This is a genomic window from Streptomyces sp. GQ60 (genome assembly GCF_059758875.1).
On record NZ_JCAXEG010000019.1, the window covers coordinates 23,540 to 42,010 of the forward strand.

The 18,471-nt window shown below is 72.4% G+C and carries 14 protein-coding genes; 9 read left to right on the plus strand and 5 right to left on the minus strand.

Annotated features, from left to right (window positions below):
- Positions 1 to 35: 35 nt before the first annotated feature.
- A complete protein-coding gene (locus AC6CKD_RS32070) occupies positions 36 to 1,070 on the plus strand; it encodes a lytic polysaccharide monooxygenase (RefSeq protein WP_498332287.1) in 1,035 nt (344 codons plus the stop codon).
- Between the two features lie 85 nt (positions 1,071 to 1,155).
- On the opposite strand, the gene AC6CKD_RS32075 is transcribed toward AC6CKD_RS32070, so the two are convergent.
- Positions 1,156 to 2,016 carry an esterase/lipase family protein gene (locus tag AC6CKD_RS32075; protein ID WP_498332290.1) on the minus strand — a complete coding sequence of 287 codons (861 nt, stop codon included), beginning with the start codon at positions 2,014 to 2,016 and terminating at the stop codon, positions 1,156 to 1,158.
- A 231-nt stretch (positions 2,017 to 2,247) separates the two neighbouring features.
- On the opposite strand from AC6CKD_RS32075, the gene AC6CKD_RS32080 reads away from it, so the two are divergent.
- Genes AC6CKD_RS32080 through AC6CKD_RS32090 form a run of 3 tightly spaced genes read left to right on the plus strand, consistent with a single transcriptional unit; the run spans position 2,248 to position 5,232 of the window.
- Positions 2,248 to 3,351 carry an ABC-2 transporter permease gene (locus AC6CKD_RS32080; RefSeq protein ID WP_498332293.1) on the plus strand — a complete coding sequence of 368 codons (1,104 nt, stop codon included), beginning with the start codon at positions 2,248 to 2,250 and terminating at the stop codon, positions 3,349 to 3,351.
- A complete protein-coding gene (locus tag AC6CKD_RS32085; protein WP_498332296.1) occupies positions 3,348 to 4,013 on the plus strand; it encodes an acetate uptake transporter in 666 nt (221 codons plus the stop codon). The genes AC6CKD_RS32080 and AC6CKD_RS32085 overlap by 4 nt, the downstream gene beginning before the upstream one ends.
- A gap of 34 nt (positions 4,014 to 4,047) precedes the next feature.
- A complete protein-coding gene (locus tag AC6CKD_RS32090) occupies positions 4,048 to 5,232 on the plus strand; it encodes an AAA family ATPase (protein WP_498332299.1) in 1,185 nt (394 codons plus the stop codon).
- Between the two features lie 20 nt (positions 5,233 to 5,252).
- Here the strand turns inward: AC6CKD_RS32090 and AC6CKD_RS32095 are convergent, their stop codons facing one another.
- The 3 genes from AC6CKD_RS32095 to AC6CKD_RS32105 form a co-directional block, all read right to left on the minus strand.
- A complete protein-coding gene (locus tag AC6CKD_RS32095) occupies positions 5,253 to 6,215 on the minus strand; it encodes a vanadium-dependent haloperoxidase (RefSeq protein WP_498332302.1) in 963 nt (320 codons plus the stop codon).
- A 701-nt stretch (positions 6,216 to 6,916) separates the two neighbouring features.
- Complete coding sequence (locus AC6CKD_RS32100; protein ID WP_498332304.1) at positions 6,917 to 8,569, minus strand: amidohydrolase; 1,653 nt, start codon at positions 8,567 to 8,569, stop codon at positions 6,917 to 6,919.
- 153 nt (positions 8,570 to 8,722) lie between these two features.
- The gene (locus tag AC6CKD_RS32105; RefSeq protein ID WP_498332305.1) at positions 8,723 to 10,120 is read right to left on the minus strand and encodes a purine-cytosine permease family protein; all 1,398 of its coding nucleotides are present in this window, start codon (positions 10,118 to 10,120) and stop codon (positions 8,723 to 8,725) included.
- A 195-nt stretch (positions 10,121 to 10,315) separates the two neighbouring features.
- On the opposite strand from AC6CKD_RS32105, the gene AC6CKD_RS32110 reads away from it, so the two are divergent.
- Positions 10,316 to 10,921 (plus strand): TetR/AcrR family transcriptional regulator, encoded by a 606-nt coding sequence (locus AC6CKD_RS32110; protein WP_498332385.1) that lies wholly within the window; start codon positions 10,316 to 10,318, stop codon positions 10,919 to 10,921.
- A gap of 147 nt (positions 10,922 to 11,068) precedes the next feature.
- Here AC6CKD_RS32110 and adhE read toward each other — a convergent pair whose 3' ends face one another.
- Positions 11,069 to 13,705, minus strand: a complete 2,637-nt coding sequence (gene adhE, locus AC6CKD_RS32115) for a bifunctional acetaldehyde-CoA/alcohol dehydrogenase (RefSeq protein ID WP_498332307.1) — start codon at positions 13,703 to 13,705, stop codon at positions 11,069 to 11,071.
- A 300-nt stretch (positions 13,706 to 14,005) separates the two neighbouring features.
- Here adhE and AC6CKD_RS32120 point away from each other — a divergent pair, with 300 nt between their 5' ends.
- The 4 genes from AC6CKD_RS32120 (at position 14,006) to AC6CKD_RS32135 (ending at position 18,455) form a co-directional block, all read left to right on the plus strand.
- Complete coding sequence (locus AC6CKD_RS32120) at positions 14,006 to 14,908, plus strand: alpha/beta fold hydrolase (RefSeq protein WP_498332309.1); 903 nt, start codon at positions 14,006 to 14,008, stop codon at positions 14,906 to 14,908.
- 285 nt (positions 14,909 to 15,193) lie between these two features.
- A complete protein-coding gene (gene fxsA / locus AC6CKD_RS32125; protein WP_498332310.1) occupies positions 15,194 to 15,358 on the plus strand; it encodes an FxSxx-COOH cyclophane-containing RiPP peptide in 165 nt (54 codons plus the stop codon).
- Positions 15,359 to 15,387: 29 nt separating this feature from the next.
- The gene (gene fxsBH / locus AC6CKD_RS32130) at positions 15,388 to 17,673 is read left to right on the plus strand and encodes a radical SAM/SPASM protein FxsBH, inactivated beta-hydroxylase extension form (protein ID WP_498332312.1); all 2,286 of its coding nucleotides are present in this window, start codon (positions 15,388 to 15,390) and stop codon (positions 17,671 to 17,673) included.
- Entirely contained in the window at positions 17,670 to 18,455 is a 786-nt protein-coding gene (locus AC6CKD_RS32135; RefSeq protein WP_498332314.1) for an AAC(3) family N-acetyltransferase, read from the plus strand. The genes fxsBH and AC6CKD_RS32135 overlap by 4 nt, the downstream gene beginning before the upstream one ends.
- The last annotated feature ends 16 nt before the right edge of the window (positions 18,456 to 18,471 follow it).

The window sequence follows — 18,471 nt, forward strand, 5'->3', positions numbered from 1 at the left end:
GCGCAGCCCTGTGCCGTGCCCAGAGGAGATCCACCATGCCCGCACGCCGTACCGCCGCCCGCATCGCCGTCGCCGGCCTCGCCCCGCTCGCGGTGGCCGCGTACGCCGCCGTCCCCGCGGCCGCCCACGGTTCGATGACGGACCCGGTCAGCCGGGTGGCGGCGTGTTACGCGGAGGGCCCGGAGTCCCCGAAGTCGGCGGCCTGCAAGGCGGCGGTCGCGGCGAGCGGGGTGCAGGCGTTCTACGACTGGAACGCGGTGAACATCGCCAACGCGGCCGGTCAGAGCAAGGCGCTGATCCCGGACGGGAAGCTGTGCTCCGCGGGCAACGACAAGTACAGGGGGCTGGACCTGGCGCGCGCCGACTGGCCGGCGAGCCCGATGGCCGCGGGCGCGCACACCTTCCGCTACAAGGGGACCGCCCCGCACAAGGGCTCCTTCGAGCTGTACGTCACGAAGGACGGCTACGACCCGTCGAAGCCGCTGAAGTGGTCCGACCTCGAGGCGGCGCCCTTCGCGAAGGTCACCGACCCCGGGATGCGGAACGGCGACTACGTCTTCTCCGGCACCGTCCCGAAGAAGACCGGCCGGCACCTGATCTACAGCGTCTGGCAGCGCTCGGACAGCCCGGAGGCCTTCTACACCTGCTCGGACGTGGTCTTCGGCAAGGACAACGGCGGAACCGGTACGGGCGGCAACGGCGGCAACGGGGGCCGGCCCAGTGCCGAGCCCAGCGCCAAGCCGAGCGCGAAGCCGAGTTCCACGCCCTCCGAACAGCCCGTGGAGCAGCCGTCGCAGCAGCCCTCGGCCCCCACCGACCAGCAGATCTCCGAAGGCGCCGACAAGTCCACGGTGGAGCACAACGGGCACGGGGACAACGACCCGAAGACGAACGGCGGCGGCACCCCGTCCGCGCTCCCCCCGCAGGGCGGGACCAACCTCGCGGAGACGGGCGGCAGCGGCACCACACCGGCGATCGCGATCGGCGGGGCCGGTGTCCTGGCCGTCGGCGCGGCCGTGCTGTTCGCGCTGGCCCGCCGCCGGGCGACCCCGGGCCGCCACGGCCGCTGACCCGCTCCGGCCACCGCCGACCGCCGACCGGTGACCGGTGACCGCGGGCGGGCGGGCGGCCCGCCGGACGGGCCGCCCGCCGCCGTCAGTCGAAGACCGACGCGCAGGTGGTCCGTTCGGCGTGCGCCGGGTCGAGGGCGTTGAGCGCCTCGTGCCAGGCGATCCGGTCGGTGAGCCCGATGGCCACGTGCTCCGAGAAGTCCACCGCGCACAGGTCCTGGAGCAGCACGTTGCGGACGTTCGGCCCGGTGAGGAACTGGCTCCGGTACGGAGTGACCACCTCGTCGTAGCGGGTGGCGATCACCGTGTACGCGACTCCGGGGACGGTGTCCCCGCCCTCGTTCAGCTTGTTCTGGAAGGGCGATCCGGCTATCTGGTCGGCGAGGCCCGGGGTGGCGGCGCTGATCAGGTCCCCGGCTCCGGGGAAGTACGGGAGGAGCTTGGTGAGCCCCAGCAGGGTGGTCCCGTGGTTGTCGGGGGCGAGTCCGACCAGGGCGTTGACCTTGTCGGCGCCGCCGAGGAACTTCAGGTAGTAGCGCGGCATCATGCCGCCCTGGGAGTGGCCGACGATGTCCGTCTCGGCCGCTCCCGTGGAGGCGAGCACCTTGTCGACGAAGACGTCGAGCTGCCCGGCGGACGCTTCGATGGGCCCGAGCCCGTTGAAGAAGGGGACGCCGGGCAGTTGCCCGTAGTCGAGGGAGTAGACGCAGTAGCCCCGGTGGACGAGGTACGGCGCGAAGCCGAGCCAGTTGTCGACGGAGTTCCCGAACGTTCCGTGGACCAGGACGACGGGCCGGGGGTGGGCGGCGGACGGTTTGCAGGACCAGTTGTTCCAGCCGCTGCTCGGCGCCGAGGCGGCCTGGGCCGCTCCGGTGGGGGCGACGAGCGCGGCGGCGGTCAGGGTGAGGACGGCCAGCGGGCGGAGCAGGCGTCTCCAGGGCAGCATCGTGTGATCTCCTTGCGGCTCAAGGGGAGTACCGGGGATGGCGCGGGAAGGACGTGGGGGTGCATCCCGTGATCCGGATCACAAGAGGGTGCTGCAGCCGCTAAATTACGGGCGAGTAGCAAAACTGGGAAGTTACGCGGCGGTAAAAAATCCGTGGTCCGACCCGATGGGCGTCATCCATTCGGCCCTCCCCTGCTGCGCCCGGCGCCCGGTACGCCGAGCGTGTGAGACATGACCCAGCCCACCCACGCAGACCCAGGGCAGTCCGGCGGCTTCCTCGCCGAGATCAAGGACGCCGTCACGACCCGGGCCGCTCTCCTGGTCCTGGGCGTACTGGCGCTCCAGCTCGCCTTCATCACCTCGTACGTCGGGGCCTTCCATCACCCCAAGCCGGACGAGATCCCGATCGCCGTGGCGGCGCCGGCCGCGCCGATCGCCGAGCGGACCGCGAAACAGCTCGCCGCGCTGCCCGGCAAGCCCCTCGACCCGCGCGCCGTCCAGGACGAGGCGACGGCCCTCCGGCAGATTCAGAACCGGGACGTGGACGGCGCGCTGATCGTCGACCCGGCCGGCACGACGGACAAGCTGCTGGTCGCCAGCGGCGCCGGAGCCTCCCTGTCGCAGGCTCTGGAGGAGGTCGTCGGCCTCGTCGAGAAGACCCAGGGCCGCACCGTGAGCGTCGTGGACGTGGCCCCGGCCGCCGCCGGCGACGGGCGCGGCCTGAGCTCCTTCTACCTGGTTGTCGGCTGGTGCGTCGGCGGCTACCTGTGCGCGGCGATCCTCGCGATCAGCGCCGGCGCCCGGCCCGCGAACGTCCACCGCGCCGTCATCCGGCTCGGCGCCCTGCTGGTGTACTCCATCGCGGCCGGTCTGCTCGGTGCGGTGATCGCCGACCCGATCCTGGGCGCGCTGCCCGGCAGCATCCTGGGCCTGTGGGGGCTCGGAACCCTCGTCGTCTTCGCCGTCGGCGCGATCACCCTGGCCTTCCAGGGCCTCGCGGGCGTGGTCGGCATCGGCCTGGCGATCCTGCTGGTGGTGGTGCTCGGCAACCCGAGCGCCGGCGGCGCCTACCCGTACCCGCTGCTGCCGCCGTTCTGGCAGGCCATCGGCCCCTGGCTGCCGCCGGGCGCGGGCACGTACGCCGCGCGCTCGATCGCGTACTTCAAGGGCAATGACCTCACCGGGCCGCTGCTGGTCCTGAGCGGCTGGGCGGTTCTCGGCTCCGCGATCACGCTGGCCTGCGCGGCGGGCCGCAGGGGCAAGGCGGGAGCGGCGGTGGGCAGCGGGCTCCCCGAGGGGCCGGACGCACTGCCGGAGAGGGAAGCCGTGCGGTGAACAACCCCGTCCACATCCGCAACCGCATGGGCCCGGCCGAACAGGCCGTCTCCGTCAAGCGGATGGAGCCCAGCGCGCAGGCGCAGCTCGGCCCCCTCGGCCTCACCGGCTTCATCGTCGTCACCACCATCGCCACCGGCATCGACGCGGGCATCTTCCCCGAGAAGCTCAGCCACTCCGTGCTGCCCCTGGTCGGCTTCTTCATCGGCGGGCTCGCCCAGCTGCTGGCCGGGCTCTTCCAGGCGCAGCGCGGCGACACCTGGCACGCCACCGTCTTCGGTGGATTCGGGCTGTTCTGGATGGCGAAGGCCCTGCTGCTCCAGTGGGTGCTGCCGGCCACCGATCCGGCGCTGCGCGGTGACGTGAGCGGGCTGTTCGCGCTGCCGTGGGTGTTCGTGGTGTTCGTGCTGTGGATCGGCAGCTGGCGGATCCACCTGGTGCTGCTGTCCACCTTCACGTGCGTGCTGGTGGTCTTCGTCGGGATGACGATCAGCGGGTTCACCGGCTCGGTGGTCTGGGAGCGGATCACCGGCTGGAGCGGACTGCTGGCCGCGCTCGGGGCCACGTACCTGCTCGCCGGCCAGATCATGGCGAGCACCTGGGGCCGGCAGGTGCTGCCGATGGGCCGCTTCCTCGCCCCCGAGGAGCACCCGGAGACGTGAGTACCGCAGGGCACGACCACTGCTCGGCCACCCCGTGATCACGACCCTCGCGGTGGAGAACTACCGCTCCCTGCGCAAGCTGATCGTGCCCCTCGGACGGCTCACCGTGGTGACGGGCGCCAACGGCACGGGCAAGTCCAGCCTGTACCGGTCGCTGCGGCTGCTGGCCGACTCCGCGCGGGGCGGGGCCGTCGCGGCGCTGGCCCGGGAGGGCGGGCTGCCCTCCACCCTGTGGGCCGGCCCGGAGAAGACCGGGCGGGCGGTGCGCGAGGGCCGGTACGCCGTCGAGCCGACCGTCCGGTCGGAACCGGTGAGCTTGCGGCTCGGCTTCGCCGGGGACGAGTTCGGCTACGCGGTGGACTTCGGCCATCCCGCGCCGGTGCCCGGCTCGCTGTTCGGCCTGGACCCCGAGATCAAGCGCGAGTGCACCTGGGCCGGTCCGGTCCTGCGCCCCGCCGCCCTGCTCTCGGACCGTGCCGGGCCCGCCGTGCGCACCCGGACCGCGGACGGCGGCTGGCACCGCACCCAGGGCGCCCTGCGCCCGTACGACTCCATGCTCAGCGAACTCGCGGACCCACAGCTGGCCCCCGACCTGCTGGCCCTGCGCGAACTGATCCGCTCCTGGCGGTTCTACGACCACGTCCGCACGGACGCCGACGCGCCGGCCCGCACCCCGCGCGTCGGGACCCGTACGCCGGTCCTCGCCGCGGACGGCTCCGACCTGCCGGCCGCGCTCCAGACGATCCGGGAGACCGGCGACCACGCGGCCCTGGACGAGGCGATCGGGGCGGCCTTCCCGGGCAGCAGCGTGGCGGTCGCGGAACGGGACGGCCGCTTCGAGCTGGAGCTGCACCAGCACGGGCTGCTGCGCCCGCTGGGCGCGGCGGAACTCTCCGACGGGACCCTGCGCTACCTGCTGTGGACGGCCGCCCTGCTGACCCCGCGCCCGCCCGCCCTGATGGTGCTCAACGAGCCGGAGACCAGTCTCCACCCCGACCTGCTGGGCCCCCTCGCGGACCTGATCCTGACGGTGGCCCGGGACACCCAGACGGTGGTGGTCACGCACGCCGCCCCGCTGGCGGAGGCCCTGGCGGCGGGCGTCCGCCGGCACCGCGTGGACCTGCGGACCATCACCCTGCTCAAGGACTTCGGCCAGACCGAGGTGGCGGGCCGCGAGGGCCCGCTGGACGAACCCCTCTGGTACTGGCCGAAGCGGTAGTGCGGCCCCGGCGCCGCCGGTCAGCCCCGCGGGGCGAGCAGTGCGCCGGCGTTGCTCAGGGCATGGCGGCCGACCGCCTTGCCGAGGGCCACCCCCGCCTCGTCGGCGGAGCGGGTGTGGATGCCCGAGAAGATCCGGGCGTCGACGTTCTCGCGGGTCAGCTGCTCCCAGCCGGTGTAGGTCCGCCGGACACCGGGGGCGGTCGGGCTGCCGAGCGCGAAGGGGGCGGTACGGGGGCCGGCGAGGGCCTCCAGGATCACCTCGGCGGCGCCTGAGTAGGTGGCGTGGCCGCTGGGGTAGTCCGGGTGGGCCGGGGTCTGGTGGAGCGGGGTCCAGGTCTGGTCGGGGGCGATGGCGCCGGTGCGGATCGCGGTGACCGGGCGCCAGCGCGTGTGCGCGTACTTGCTGTCGGAGGTGGCGATCTGCGTGTCGACGAGGGCGGCGTGGAACAGGCCGACCAGAGCGGCGCGTTCGGCGGGCGAGCCGTTCGAGCGGGTCACGGCGACGCGCAGCGGCTCGGTGTACAGGGTCAGCGAAGAGCCGTACCAGAAGGTGGCGGTCTCGGTCTGGCGGGCGGTGCGGACGGTGGAGTCGGCCGCGCCGTACGCGCGCACCTCGGCCAGGTCGGCCCGGTAGCGGCGGGAGTCGAGCGCGGGCGGCGGGCCGACCCGGTACTGGTCCGGGGAGTCCAGCAGGAAGGGCTCGGCCGCGCGGTTCCCGTACTGCGCGGCGGGGGCGTAGCCGTCGGGCGTGGGCTGCCAGACGCCGGGGGCGGCGGCGGGGACGGTGAAGGGGGCGTTCACGGAGGCGGGGCCGAGGCCGTCGCCGCGGCGGTCCGCGAGCGCGAGCTCCGCCTGCCGGGCTCCGGCGGCCACGCCCCGGTCCTCGCCGCGGCCGTCGGGGATCCGGCGCAGGGTCTCGGCGAGGGCGGCGTCGAGCACGGCGGTGCGGCTCGGGGCGAGGTCCACCAGGGCGTCGTGCACGGCCGAGGCGACGGCGGCGTCCTGGAAGGCCGCCCGGTCGCGGCCGCCGGGGGCCTCCCGGCCGGCCCGGGCCGCCGCCAGCCAACTGATCGCCCAGGTCCGGCTGTTGGTGACCTGGGTGGCCGCGCCGGCGGTGGCGACGGTCTGCGCGGTGATGTCGTACCACTCGCGGACGACGGACCCGACCGTCGGCGGGCGGGGCGGGCGCGGCCTGGGCCGCGGACGGGAGGGCGACCGTGGCGGACAGCACCAGGGCGGACCCGAGGGAGAGCAGGGCAGAGCGGGACGGCTTCACGAACACTCCAGACAGGCGGACGGACTTCGGGGCGGAAGAGCCGGGCGGCCCGACGGGCCGCTCACCGACACGGCTCACCGACACAGCGCACCGGCGACGCGCATGAAATCGATCGCGCGCCGCTTGGTCAGTCCGAGAGCTCTCGCAGCCATGACAGCGAAGCTAGCCACGGGCCGCCGCCCCACACAACAGCCCATGCCCGTCAGACCCGTTCGGCCACAGACCTGTAGTGCGCCCGCCATGATCGCGTTACGCACGGCTGCCGGCGGCCTCGCCGTCGTGCGCCTGGCAGCCGATCCGCCGCCCGTCAGGGGCCCCGGCACTCCAGCACCCGCATCCCTCGGCCGAAGATCCGGACAGCGCATCCGTACGGTCACCCGGGGCCCCGCCCGAACGTTCCGCCGGCCTACCCCGCCCGGTGGACCACCTCGCCCGCGACCACCACCGTTTCCGCCACCGTTCCCGGGATCTGCTCCGGAGCCACCGCGAGGATGTCCCTGGACAGGATCACGAAGTCGGCCGCCTTGCCGACGGTCAGGGAACCCCGGTCCTCCTCGAGGAAGTTGGCGTACGCGGAGCCCATCGTGTAGCCGTACACCGCCGTCCGGGCGTCCACCGTCTCCTGCTCCTGCCACGGTTCGCCGCCTTCCAGAGGGCGCCGGGTCAGCGCCGTGTAGATGCCGACCATCGGGTCCATCTCGGCGACGTTCCAGTCGCTGGAGAAGGCCAGGACCGCCCCCGCCTCGGCGAGGCTCCGCATCGGCCACGCCTTGTGCCAGCGGCCCTCCCCCACGTTCTCCGCCCAGTCCTGCCCCGGACCGGCGATCTCCGGCGCGCAGTGCCGTGGCTGCATGCAGGCCACCACCCCGAGCTGCTCGAAGCGCGGTACGTCCTGCGGGTCCAGGCATTCCACGTGCACCACCTGGTGGCGGGCGTCGCGCGGGCCGTTGACCGCCCGGGCGTGCTCGACGGCGTCCAGGACCGTACGGATGCCCCGGTCGCCGGTGGCGTGGACGAAACACTGGAAGCCGCGCGCGTCCAGCCGGGCGAGGAGTTCCGCGAACTCCTCCGCCGGGTAGAAGGTCTCGCCCCGGTGCGCTCCGCAGCCGGTGTACGGCTCCAGGAGCGCGGCCGTGCGCGGCTCCACCACGTCGTCGATGTAGAGCTTGAGCGGGCCCACCCGGAAGCGGTCTCCCGCGTGCACCTTGGCGGCCGCCTCGAAGAGGTCGAGGTCCTCCTCGGTGGTGCCGCGCGGATGGAACAGCGCGGCGACGATCCGCGAGCGCAGCCTGCCCTCGGCGCGCGCCCGGTCGTAGAGTTCCAGGTCGTCCAGGGAGTTCTGCGGCTCCACGACGGTGGTGATGCCGAAGCGGATCGCGTCGTCGAGGCTCTTGGCGAGGCGCCCGTACTGCCGGTCCGGGGAGGCCCACGGCACACCCAGCTCGCGCAGCGCGCGGTGGCCGTCGCGGGAGAGCCCCTTGATGGCGAAGTCCTTGACGAATCCGGTCGGTTCACCGGTCTCCGGGTCCACGGCGGCCGTGCCGAAGGGCAGGTCGGTACGGCCCTTCGCGACTCCGAGCCGGCGCATCGCCGCCGTGTTCAGCCAGGCCGTGTGGACGTCGTACGAGAGCACGATCGCGGGGGTGTCCCCGGTGACCGGGTCCAGGTCGGCGGCGGTGGGCATGCGCCCACCGGGGATCGCGGAGTAGTCGAAGGCCTCGGCCTCGACCCACTCGGCGTCCGGGTTGGCCTCCCGCCACTCGCCGATCCGGTCGAGGATGGCTTCGAGCGTCCGCACCCCGGCGAGCTGCACGCACGCGCCGTCGGAGCCGAGCCGGACGTGGTTGTGGGCGTCGATGAATCCGGGCAGCACGAGCCGGCCGCCCGCGTCGATCCGCTCGGTGTCCGGGCCCGCCCACTCGGCGGCCTCCGCGTCCGGGCCCACCCAGACGATCCGCCCGCCGCGCACGGCGAGGGCTTCGGCCTCGGGCAGCTCCGGGTCGACGGTGTGGATGCGGGCTCCGGTGAGGAGCAGGTCGGCGGGGGCGGGGTGTGACATGGGGTGGTGCTCCTGTGCAGAGGGGGTGCGGACGAGCGGGGACGGGCCGGCGGGAGCCCCAGCCGGGCCGGGCGTGGCCGGGAGGGAGCCCCGGCCGGCCGGGAGCGGCCGGAGGGAGCCCCCCACGCAGCCGGGACGGTCCGGCGGGAGCCCTCAGGCGGCCGGGACGTACGCGGGCGTCCGCCGGGCGAGGGCCCAGTACGTGAGCCCGGAGACCACCGAGCCGAGCAGGGTGAGGTCCGCGCCGCCGAGCGGGGCCACGAGCGGACCGGTCCACAGCGCGGAGTCGCAGGTCAGGGCGGCGAAGGCCATACCGGCGAGCAGGGCGGCCATGCCGGCCGGGTGGTAGCCGGCGCGGTACCAGTAGGCCCCCTCGCTCCCGGCGTGCAGCGCGTCGGCGTCGTAGCGGCAGCGGCGCAGCAGCATGTCGGCGAGGAAGACGCCGCCCCAGGGGGCGAACACGATGATCAGCAGCGAGAGGAAGGACAGCAGCGAGGTGGTGAAGTCGGTGAGGAAGAGCGCGGCGAGCGATCCGGCGGCGGTCACGGCGGCGCTGATCACGATGGCCCGGGCCCGGCTCCACGGGATGCCGAGGACCTGGAGGTTCAGGCTGGAGGAGTAGAGCGTGATGATCGAGTTGGTGACGGAGCCGCCCAGGACCAGGGCCAGGAACAGCGGCTGGAACCAGCCGGGCACCAGGCTCTCGGCCCCGGCGACGGCGTCGGTCATGTCGGTCTGGGTGGCGGCGGCCACGCCGGCGATCCCGAGGGCGACGGAGGAGACGAACCCGCCGAGCGCGCCCATCCACGTGATCGACTTCAGCGAGGTGGCGCGGGGCAGGTAGCGGGTGTAGTCGGCGGGCATCGGCAGGTACGAGAACGGCCCGGCGAGCATCACGACGAAGGCCAGGCTCCAGCCTGACAGGCCCGGGGCCAGGGCGTCGGCCGGGGCGGTGGTCTCGGCGCCGGGCAGGACGAAGACCAGCAGGGCACCGAAGCCGACGGCCAGGACGTAGGCCATCCAGCGCTCGGCGAACTGCACCGTGGCGTGGCCCCACATGGCGACGGCGAAGGTGAGCGCGAGGGTGATGCCGAGCGCGGCGGCCCGGATCACGGTGCCTTCGCCCAGGCCGATTTCGGCGAAGAACACCTCCAGCGCCAGGGTGCCGACGACGGTGTTGACGATGGTGTAGCCGATGCTCACCACCCAGTTGAGGACGCCCGCCGGCCAGTTGCCGCGTACGCCGAAGGCGGCCCGGGAGATGACCAGGGTGGCGGTGCCGGTGCGGATGCCGCTGAGGCCGGCGGCGCTGATCGCGAAGAAGGAGAGCCCGCTGATCACGACCACGGCCGTGGCCTGCCAGAAGCTGAGGCCGAAGGCGACGGCGAGGGCTCCGTTGATCACGTAGGTGAAGGTCAGGTTGGAGCCGAACCAGAGCCAGAAGAGGTCCTTGGCCCCGCCGTGGCGCTCGGCGTCGGGGATGGGGTCGATGCCGTGCGTCTCGACTCTGAAGACCTCGTCGACGGCGGCCGTCGTCTCCTGGTGTGCCATGCGTCTGCCCCTGACCTTCGGCGGTGAACCGTGAACCACGAACCGTGAACAGACCTTGAACGGCGTTCTAAGTTCTTGAATGGCATTCAAGATGCGCTGTCGACCGGGACCTCGTCAAGACCCTGTCCGGGATAAGGTCGGATCACGGAGATCACCAAGATCATCTTGATGATCGAAGGCCGGGAGGGCGGCACGGTGGCGGGAGCGGCACGGCGGCGCGACGGGCGGATCACCCAGGAGCGGATGCTGGAAGAGGCCATGACGGCGATCGCCGAGGACGGGCTGGCGACGCTCACCATGTCCGCGCTCGCCGAACGGCTCGGCACCAGCGGCGGCCACATCCTGTACTACTTCGGCAGCAAGGACCGGCTGCTGCTGACCGCACTGCGCTGGAGCGAGCAGCAACTGACCGGGGAGCGCACCGAGTTGCTGGGCCGCCGGGTCAGCGCCCACCGCAAGCTCGCGCTCTTCCTGGAGCTCTACCTGCCCCGCGGCCCCCGCGATCCGCGCTGGACGCTCTGGATCGAGCTGTGGGCCCGCATCCCCTCGAACGAGCCGCTGCGCGCCGCCCAGCAGGAGATCGACGACGGCTGGAGGCAGGACCTGGAGGCGCTCCTCGCCAAAGGAGTGGAACAGGGCCGCTTCGCCGCCGGCCTGGACGTCCCCGCCCGCGCCTCGGAGCTGCTCGCCCTGCTGGACGGGCTGAGCACCCGGGTGGTGCTGGGCGAGCGCGGCGCGGACCGGGCCACCTCCCTGGAGCGCGCCCGCTCGGCGGCGGCCCTGCTGATCCCGCACACCTGAGCCCGGCCCCGGCCCACCCCTGAACCCGGGCCCACACCTGAGCCCGGCCGCACCCGGACACGTGGAAAGCCCGCCCGGGCCTTGGCGTCCCGGGCGGGCTCTTCCGCTCCTTGGCGGAGGATCTTCGGGGTCGCCCCCTCTCGGCGGCTACTTCTTCTTGGCGGCGGCCTTCTTGGCCGGGGCGCCCTCGGCGTTGCCGTAGTACGCCTGACGCATGAGCTGCTTCAGGTCGTCGATCATCGGCATCCGCGGGTTGGCGGGGGCGCACTGGTCGGCGTAGGCGTTCATGGCCTGGGCCGGCAGGGCCTCGATGAAGGCCTGCTCGTCCACGCCCTCCTCGGCGAAGGAGGAGGTGATCCCGCACGTGCCGCGGAGCTCCTCGACGGCCCTGGCGTAGGACTCGACGCCCTCGGCGGCCGTGGCGGCCGGCAGGCCCAGCATCTTCGCGATCTCCTGGAAGCGCTCCGGCGCCCGGTAGACCTCGGCCTTCGGCCACGGGGTGGCCTTGTGGGTGACCGTGCCGTTGTGGCGGATCACGTGCGGCAGGAGCAGCGCGTTGGTGCGGCCGTGGGCGACGTGGAAGGTGTTGCCCAGGGTGTGCGCCATGGCGTGGACCATGCCCAGGAAGGCGTTGGCGAAGGCCATGCCCGCCACCGTGGAGGCGTTGTGCATCTTCTCGCGGGCCTCGGGGTCGTTCGGACCGTCGACCACGCAGCGCTGCAGGTTTTCGAAGATGAGCTTGATGGCCTGGAGGCACAGGCCGTCGGTGTAGTCGTTCGAGTACGCGGAGACGTAGGCCTCGGTGGCGTGCGTCAGGGCGTCGAAGCCGGAGTCGGCGGTCACCTTGGGCGGGAGGCCCATCGGCAGCATCGGGTCGACGATGGCGACGTTCGGGGTCAGCGCGTAGTCGGCGAGCGGGTACTTCTGGGCCGCGGCCGGGTCGGAGATGACGGCGAACGGGGTGACCTCGGAGCCGGTGCCCGAGGTGGTCGGGATGGCGACCATCTTGGCCTTCTCGCCGAGCGAGGGGAACGTGTAGGCGCGCTTGCGCACGTCGAAGAACTTCTCCTTCGTGTCGGCGAACTCCACCTCCGGGCGCTCGTACATCAGCCACATGATCTTCGCGGCGTCCATCGGCGAGCCGCCGCCGAGGCCGATGATCGTGTCGGGCTTGAAGTCGCGCATCATCGCGGCGCCGGCCTGGACGGTGGAGAGCTCCGGGTTGGGCTCGACGTTGTCGATGATCTGGATCGACACGGCCCCCTCGCGGGCCTGCAGGATGTCGACGACCTTCTGCACGAAGCCGAGGGAGACCATCGTCTTGTCGGTGACGATCGAGACGCGGCTGATGCCGTCCATCTCACCTAGGTAGCGGATGGAGTTGCGCTCGAAGTAGATCTTCGGCGGGACCTTGAACCACTGCATGTTGGTGTTGCGCCGTCCGATCCGCTTGACGTTGATCAGGTTGACCGCGGTGACGTTGTTCGACACCGAGTTGTGCCCGTACGAGCCGCAGCCCAGGGTGAGGGAGGGGAGGAAGGCGTTGTAGACGTCGCCGATGCCGCCGAAGGTGGAGGGCGAGTTGGCGATGACGCGGATCGCCTTGACCTTCCTGCCGAACTCCTCGACGAGCTCCTCGTCCTCGGCGTGGATGGCGGCGCTGTGGCCCAGACCGTGGAACTCGACCATCGCGGCGGCCAGTTCGAGGCCGTGCTCGGTGTCGGAGGCCTTCAGGGCGGCCAGGACCGGGGACAGCTTCTCGCGGGTCAGCGGCTCGTTCTCGCCGACCTCGTTGCACTCCGCGAGGAGGATCGAGGCGTCGGCGGGGACGGTGAAGCCGGCCTGCTCGGCGATCCACTGCGGGGACTTGCCGACGACCGCCGGGTTCAGCTTGGCGGCGGAGGTGTCGGCCGCGTAGGCGGTGGTGCCGAAGACGAACTGCTCCAGCTTGGTCTTCTCGGCGGCGGAGACCACGTGGGCGCCGAGCCGCTTGAACTCGGCGAGGCCCTTCTCGTAGATCTCGGCGTCGAGGATGACGGCCTGCTCCGAGGCGCAGATCATGCCGTTGTCGAAGGCCTTGGAGAGCACGATGTCGTGGATCGCGCGGCCGAGCTTGGCGCTCTTGTGGACGTACGCCGGGACGTTGCCCGCGCCGACGCCCAGGGCCGGCTTGCCGCACGAGTACGCGGCCTTGACCATGGCGTTTCCGCCGGTCGCGAGGATGGTGGAGACGCCCGGGTGGTTCATGAGGGCGCCGGTGGCCTCCATGGAGGGGGCGGTGACCCACTGGACGCAGTCCTCGGGGGCGCCGGCGGCGACGGCGGCGTCGCGGACGATGCGGGCGGCCTCGGCCGAGCAGTTCTGCGCGGAGGGGTGGAAGGCGAAGATGATCGGGTTGCGGGTCTTCAGGGCGATCAGGGCCTTGAAGATCGTGGTCGAGGTCGGGTTGGTGACCGGGGTCATCGCGCAGACGACGCCGACCGGCTCGGCGATCTCCGTGATGCCGTTCAGCTCGTCGCGGCGGATGACGCCGGCGGTCTTCAGGCCGCGCATCGAGTTCACGACGTGCTCGCAGGCGAAGAGGTTCTTGACGGCCTTGTCCTCGAAGAGTCCGCGGCCGGTCTCGTCGACGGCGAGCCGGGCGAGCTCGCCGTGCCGGCTCAGCGCGGCCAGCGAGGCCTTCTTGACGATGTGGTCGACCTGCTCCTGGTTGAACGACGAGAACTGGTCGAGCGCCTTGAGCGCCCCCTGGACCAGTCCGTCCACCATCTCGTTCGCCTGCATGGCAGGAACTCCTTCATTTCGACTCGACCCGAACCGCTTTCCTGATGACTCAATTCGACACCCAAAAGCGGAAGCCGTGCTGCCGAAAAAGCCCTTTCCCGCAGGGCCGAAGGGCCGTTCACACCCGTTCACTCGCCCTCGATCACCCCTCTGACCTGCATGAACATCTCAGGACCTAAGACCCCTGCGCGCTTGTGAAATCTTTCACAAGAATTTCGCGCGAAGTGCGCCCTACCGCACTCCTCCCCCAGCGAGCACAATCACCGTGACGAGTCGCGTCGACCGTGAGGGAGGGAGCGCGTGCGCAGTCAGGTGCGCGTCGCGGACGGACGGAATCTGACGGTGGAGCGCTGGGGCGACCCGGACGGCAAACCCGTTTTCCTGCTCCACGGCATGCCCGGCAGCCGGCTGGGCCCCGCCCCCCGGGGCATGGTCCTCTACCAGCGCCGGATGCAGCTCATCGCCTACGACCGGCCCGGCTACGGGGGCTCCGACCGCCATCCGGGACGCACCGTCGCCGACGTGGCCGCGGAGGTGGCCGCGATCGCCGACTCCCTGGGCCTGGACAGCTTCGCCGTGGCCGGCCGCTCCGGCGGCGCCCCGGGCGCGCTGGCCTGCGCCGCCCTGCTCCCCGACCGGGTCACCCGGACCGCCGCGCTGGTCTCCCTGGCCCCCCGGGACGCGGAGAACCTGGACTGGTTCGAGGGCATGTCCCCCTCGAACGTCCGGGAGCACTCCACGGCCGGCCGGGACCCCGAAGAGCTCGCCGCCCGGCTGATCCCGCGCGCCGCGGGGATCGCCGAGGACCCCGGCCGGCTGCTGGACGAGCTGCGCCGCGAGCTCACCGACAGCGACCGCATGATCGTCGCGGACGCGGGGCTGCGGGCCATGCTGCTGCGCAATTACCGCGAGGGGGTCCGCACCTCCGCCTACGGCTGGATCGACGACGCCATCGCCTTCAGCGGCCCCTGGGGCTTCGACCCGGCGGACATCCGCTGCCCGGTACTGATCTGGCACGGCGAGCTCGACGTGTTCTCACCGGTGGGCCACTCCCGCTGGCTGGCCAGCCGCATCCCGGGCGCCACCACGAACATCGACCCGGCCGCCGCGCACTTCGCGGCCCTGCGCGCCCTGCCCGACGTACTGACATGGCTGCTCAGGGAGGTGCCCGCGCCTCCGGTGAACGAGCAGCAGCCGGCGTAGGAGGGGGCTGGAGAGGGGCCGGGGAGGCAGGCCCGGAGACCGCGGGCGAGAAATGGATCTTTCGTTCAGGTAAACCCCCGGCACCGCTCCCCGTCGCATTCGATCACCCATGCCACGGGCGCGTGATCGTTCGTCACATTCGCCGGCCCGAGAGGTCACATTGTGAGAACCCGCGTCCATGTTCAAGCAGCCGAAGCGCATCCGGGCAGGTAAAGTCCGCGCCAGACACTGGCTCCTCGCCAATGTCCCCTTCCCATTCCCCATGACCTCCCCGAGGACGGCGTCATGAACACCTCCGCAACCCACCCGGCCAGCACCGTCACGGCCCTCCGGGTCCCGCTCGACCGGATCGATGTCCGGGGTGCGCGCGCGGCCGCGACCCTGGGTCGTGTCCTCCCGACGGAATCCGGTCGAAAGGTTCAGGCGCCCATCTTCAACTCTGCACTCTGACGAGGAAGTCAGCGCTCTAGACTGGCGGAATGACCGGCCTGATCGCTTTTCGCGAGATCGTCCTGAAAGTTCACAGCAGATGCGATCTTGCGTGTGATCATTGCTATGTCTATGAACACGCAGATCAGAGCTGGCGCGCCCGGCCGAAAGTGATCTCCCCCGAGGTGATCGCACAAACCGCGTCGCGGCTCGCGGAACACGCCAGGACACACGCACTCCCCTCCGTCACGGTCATCCTTCACGGAGGGGAACCGCTTCTCGCGGGCCCCGCGCGCCTCCGGCTCGTGTGCGAGGAATTCACCCGCGCCCTCGACGGCATCGCCGCCCTCGATCTGCGCATGCACACCAACGGCCTGCAGCTCAGCCCCCGTTACCTGGACCTCTTCGCGGAATTCGGCGTCAGCGTCAGCGTCTCCCTCGACGGGGACCGCGCGGCCAACGACCGCCACCGGCGCTTCGCCGACGGACGCACCAGCCACCCCCTGGTCCTGGCCGCCGTGGACCTCCTGCGCACCGAGCCCTACCGGCACCTCTACCAGGGCCTGCTCTGCACCATCGACGTGGCCAACGACCCGGTGGCCGTACTCGACGCCCTGGTCGAACTGGCCCCGCCGCGCGTGGACTTCCTCCTCCCGCACGCCACCTGGCAGACGCCCCCGGTGCGCCCCGACGGGGCCCCCGACACGTACGCGCGCTGGCTGCTGCGGGTCTTCGACCACTGGGAGCACCGCGGCCGCCCGGTCCCCGTGCGGCTCTTCGACTCGCTGTTCTCCACCCTGGCCGGCGGCCCCAGCCTCACCGAGTCCCTCGGCCTCGCGCCCACCGATCTCGTCGTGGTGGAGACCGACGGGAACCTGGAACAAGTGGACTCCCTGAAGAGCGCCTTCGAGGGAGCCGCCGCCACCGGGTTCAACGTCTTCGACCACGCCTTCGACCTGGTCGCCTCCCATCCCGGGGTCCGCGCCCGGCAACTGCGCCTGGCCGGCGTCAGCGAGACGTGCCGGCGGTGCCCCGTCGTACGTTCGTGCGGCGGCGGTCTCTACACGCACCGCTACAAGGCGGGTCCGTCCGACGCGCCGGGGCCCGGAGACGGCGGGGGGTTCGACAACCCCTCCGTCTACTGCACCGACCTGCGCGAGCTCGTCGACGGCGTGGAAGGGCGTACGAGCGCCCGCACGAGCGCGCCGGAACTCTCCGACCCGGCCCGGCTGGCCGACTCCCAGGAGCAGCTCACCAGGGACCTGCTCGCCCTCTTGAACGACCGCCGTACGGGTGATTCCGACTGGCAGCGGGCCTGGCGGGTGCTGGGCGCCGTGGAGCGGGCCGGACGGGCGGGCGCGGACGCGGTGGACGCCGTACTGGCCCACCCCTTCACCCGGACCTGGGTCATGGCCTGCCTCGACCCCGGGCAGCGCGGCCGCCCCGACGCCCCGCAGGCGGCCCGCCTGCTGACCGCGCTGGCCGCCGCCGCCGTCCTGCGCGGCGGGCTCGACCTGCCCGCCGAGGTCGTCTACCGGGACGGCGAGGTGTACCTGCCGACGCTCGGCCTGCTGCGCCTGGGCGAGCCCGGCACCGACGGCCGGGCCACGCTGCACGCCGCCGACGGGGGGTACGCCGTCCGCGAGGAGGGCCGCCCCGAGCACCGCTTCGGGCCCGCGGCGGGTGACGCCCGCTGGCAGCCCGTACGCACCTGGTCGCCGGGGCCCGACGCGGCCCCGGTGGCGCTGGAGGACCTGGATCCGCACCGCAACTGCTTCGCCCGCCCGCCCAGGCTGCGGCTCGGCGCCGGCGAGGCCGAGGAGTGGCGGGAGCGCCTCGACGCGGCGTGGGCGCTGCTGCACGCCTCGGTGCCCGAGTTCGCGCGGGCGGCCGCCACCGGGCTGACCACCGTGACCCCGCTCGCGGGCGGCCCCCGGGCCCGCGGCTGGGGCGAGGCCGGGCGGCACGGTCCGGGCGCGCTCGGAGTGCCGTACGCGGCGGGGGTGGCGGAGACCGCGCTCGCGCTGCTGACCGGGCGGCGGCGGGCCGGACTGCAGGCGCTGACCGAGGTGGCCGACCTGTACGCGCTGGACGGCGCGTGGCAGCACCCCTCGCCCTGGCGGGAGCGCCCGGTCCCGGTGTCCCGGCTGCTGGCCGACGTTCACGAGCGGGTGGCCGTGGAGGCCTACCGGCGGGCGACCGCCGCCTCCGAGCCCGACGGGCTGGACCGGATCAACCGGGCGCTGGACCGGCTGTCGGGGGCCGCGGAGCTGACCAGCACCGGCAAGCGGCTCGTGGAGCAGCTCCGCTGGGAGATGAAGACGGTCGACGCGTGACGGGCCCGCTCCACGCGCTGGGCGTCCGCCCCGGCATGCGGCTCCTGGTGCACGCCTCCCTCGGCGGCGCCGGCCTGCGCGCCGAGGAGCTGCGCGACGCCCTCCTCACCGCCGTCGGCCCGCACGGCACCCTCGCGGTGCCGGCCTTCACCCCGCAGAACTCCAAGACCTCCACCGCGCACCTGGCGGGGATCGCGGGCCTCTCCGAGGAGGGCGTACGGGCCTTCCGCGCGCGGATGCCCGCCTTCGACCCGGCGCGCACCCCGAGCCACGGCATGGGGGTCCTCGCCGAGGCGGTGCGCACCGCCCCGGGAGCCGCACGCAGCGGGCATCCGCAGACCTCGTTCGCCGCGGTCGGGGAAGGCGCCCGGGAACTGTGCGCGGGACATCCGCTGACCAGCCATTTGGGCGAGGAATCCCCCCTGGGAAAGATGTGCGGGGAGGGATGGAAGGTACTCATGATCAATGTGGGATTTTCCGTCTGCACCGCTTTCCATCTCGCGGAGTATCGAATTCCGCAGCCCCCCTTGCGCATGTACGAGTGTGTGGTGAAGGTGAACCTTCCAGGGGTTCCGGGTGGGCAGCCCGGACGGCCTGAGGGGGAAGGGTGGACCGCGTACGAGGACATCGCGCTGGATGACAGCGATTTCGCCGAGATCGGCAGGGCGTTTCCGGAAGAGGGGATACGCCGGGGGCGGATCGGCGGAGCATCGACCATGCTCTTCGCCCTTCCGCATGCCGTCGATCACGCGCTTGAATGGATGACCGAAAACAGACGCTGATTGACTGAACGATGAG

Coding starts and splice junctions, on each gene's coding strand:
- AC6CKD_RS32070 (WP_498332287.1), top strand. CDS start 36: ATGCCCGCACGCCGTACCGCCGCCCGCATCGCCGTCGCCGGCCTCGCC.
- AC6CKD_RS32075 (WP_498332290.1), bottom strand. CDS start 2,016: ATGCTGCCCTGGAGACGCCTGCTCCGCCCGCTGGCCGTCCTCACCCTG.
- AC6CKD_RS32080 (WP_498332293.1), top strand. CDS start 2,248: ATGACCCAGCCCACCCACGCAGACCCAGGGCAGTCCGGCGGCTTCCTC.
- AC6CKD_RS32100 (WP_498332304.1), bottom strand. CDS start 8,569: ATGTCACACCCCGCCCCCGCCGACCTGCTCCTCACCGGAGCCCGCATC.
- AC6CKD_RS32105 (WP_498332305.1), bottom strand. CDS start 10,120: ATGGCACACCAGGAGACGACGGCCGCCGTCGACGAGGTCTTCAGAGTC.
- adhE (WP_498332307.1), bottom strand. CDS start 13,705: ATGCAGGCGAACGAGATGGTGGACGGACTGGTCCAGGGGGCGCTCAAG.
- fxsA (WP_498332310.1), top strand. CDS start 15,194: ATGAACACCTCCGCAACCCACCCGGCCAGCACCGTCACGGCCCTCCGG.
- fxsBH (WP_498332312.1), top strand. CDS start 15,388: ATGACCGGCCTGATCGCTTTTCGCGAGATCGTCCTGAAAGTTCACAGC.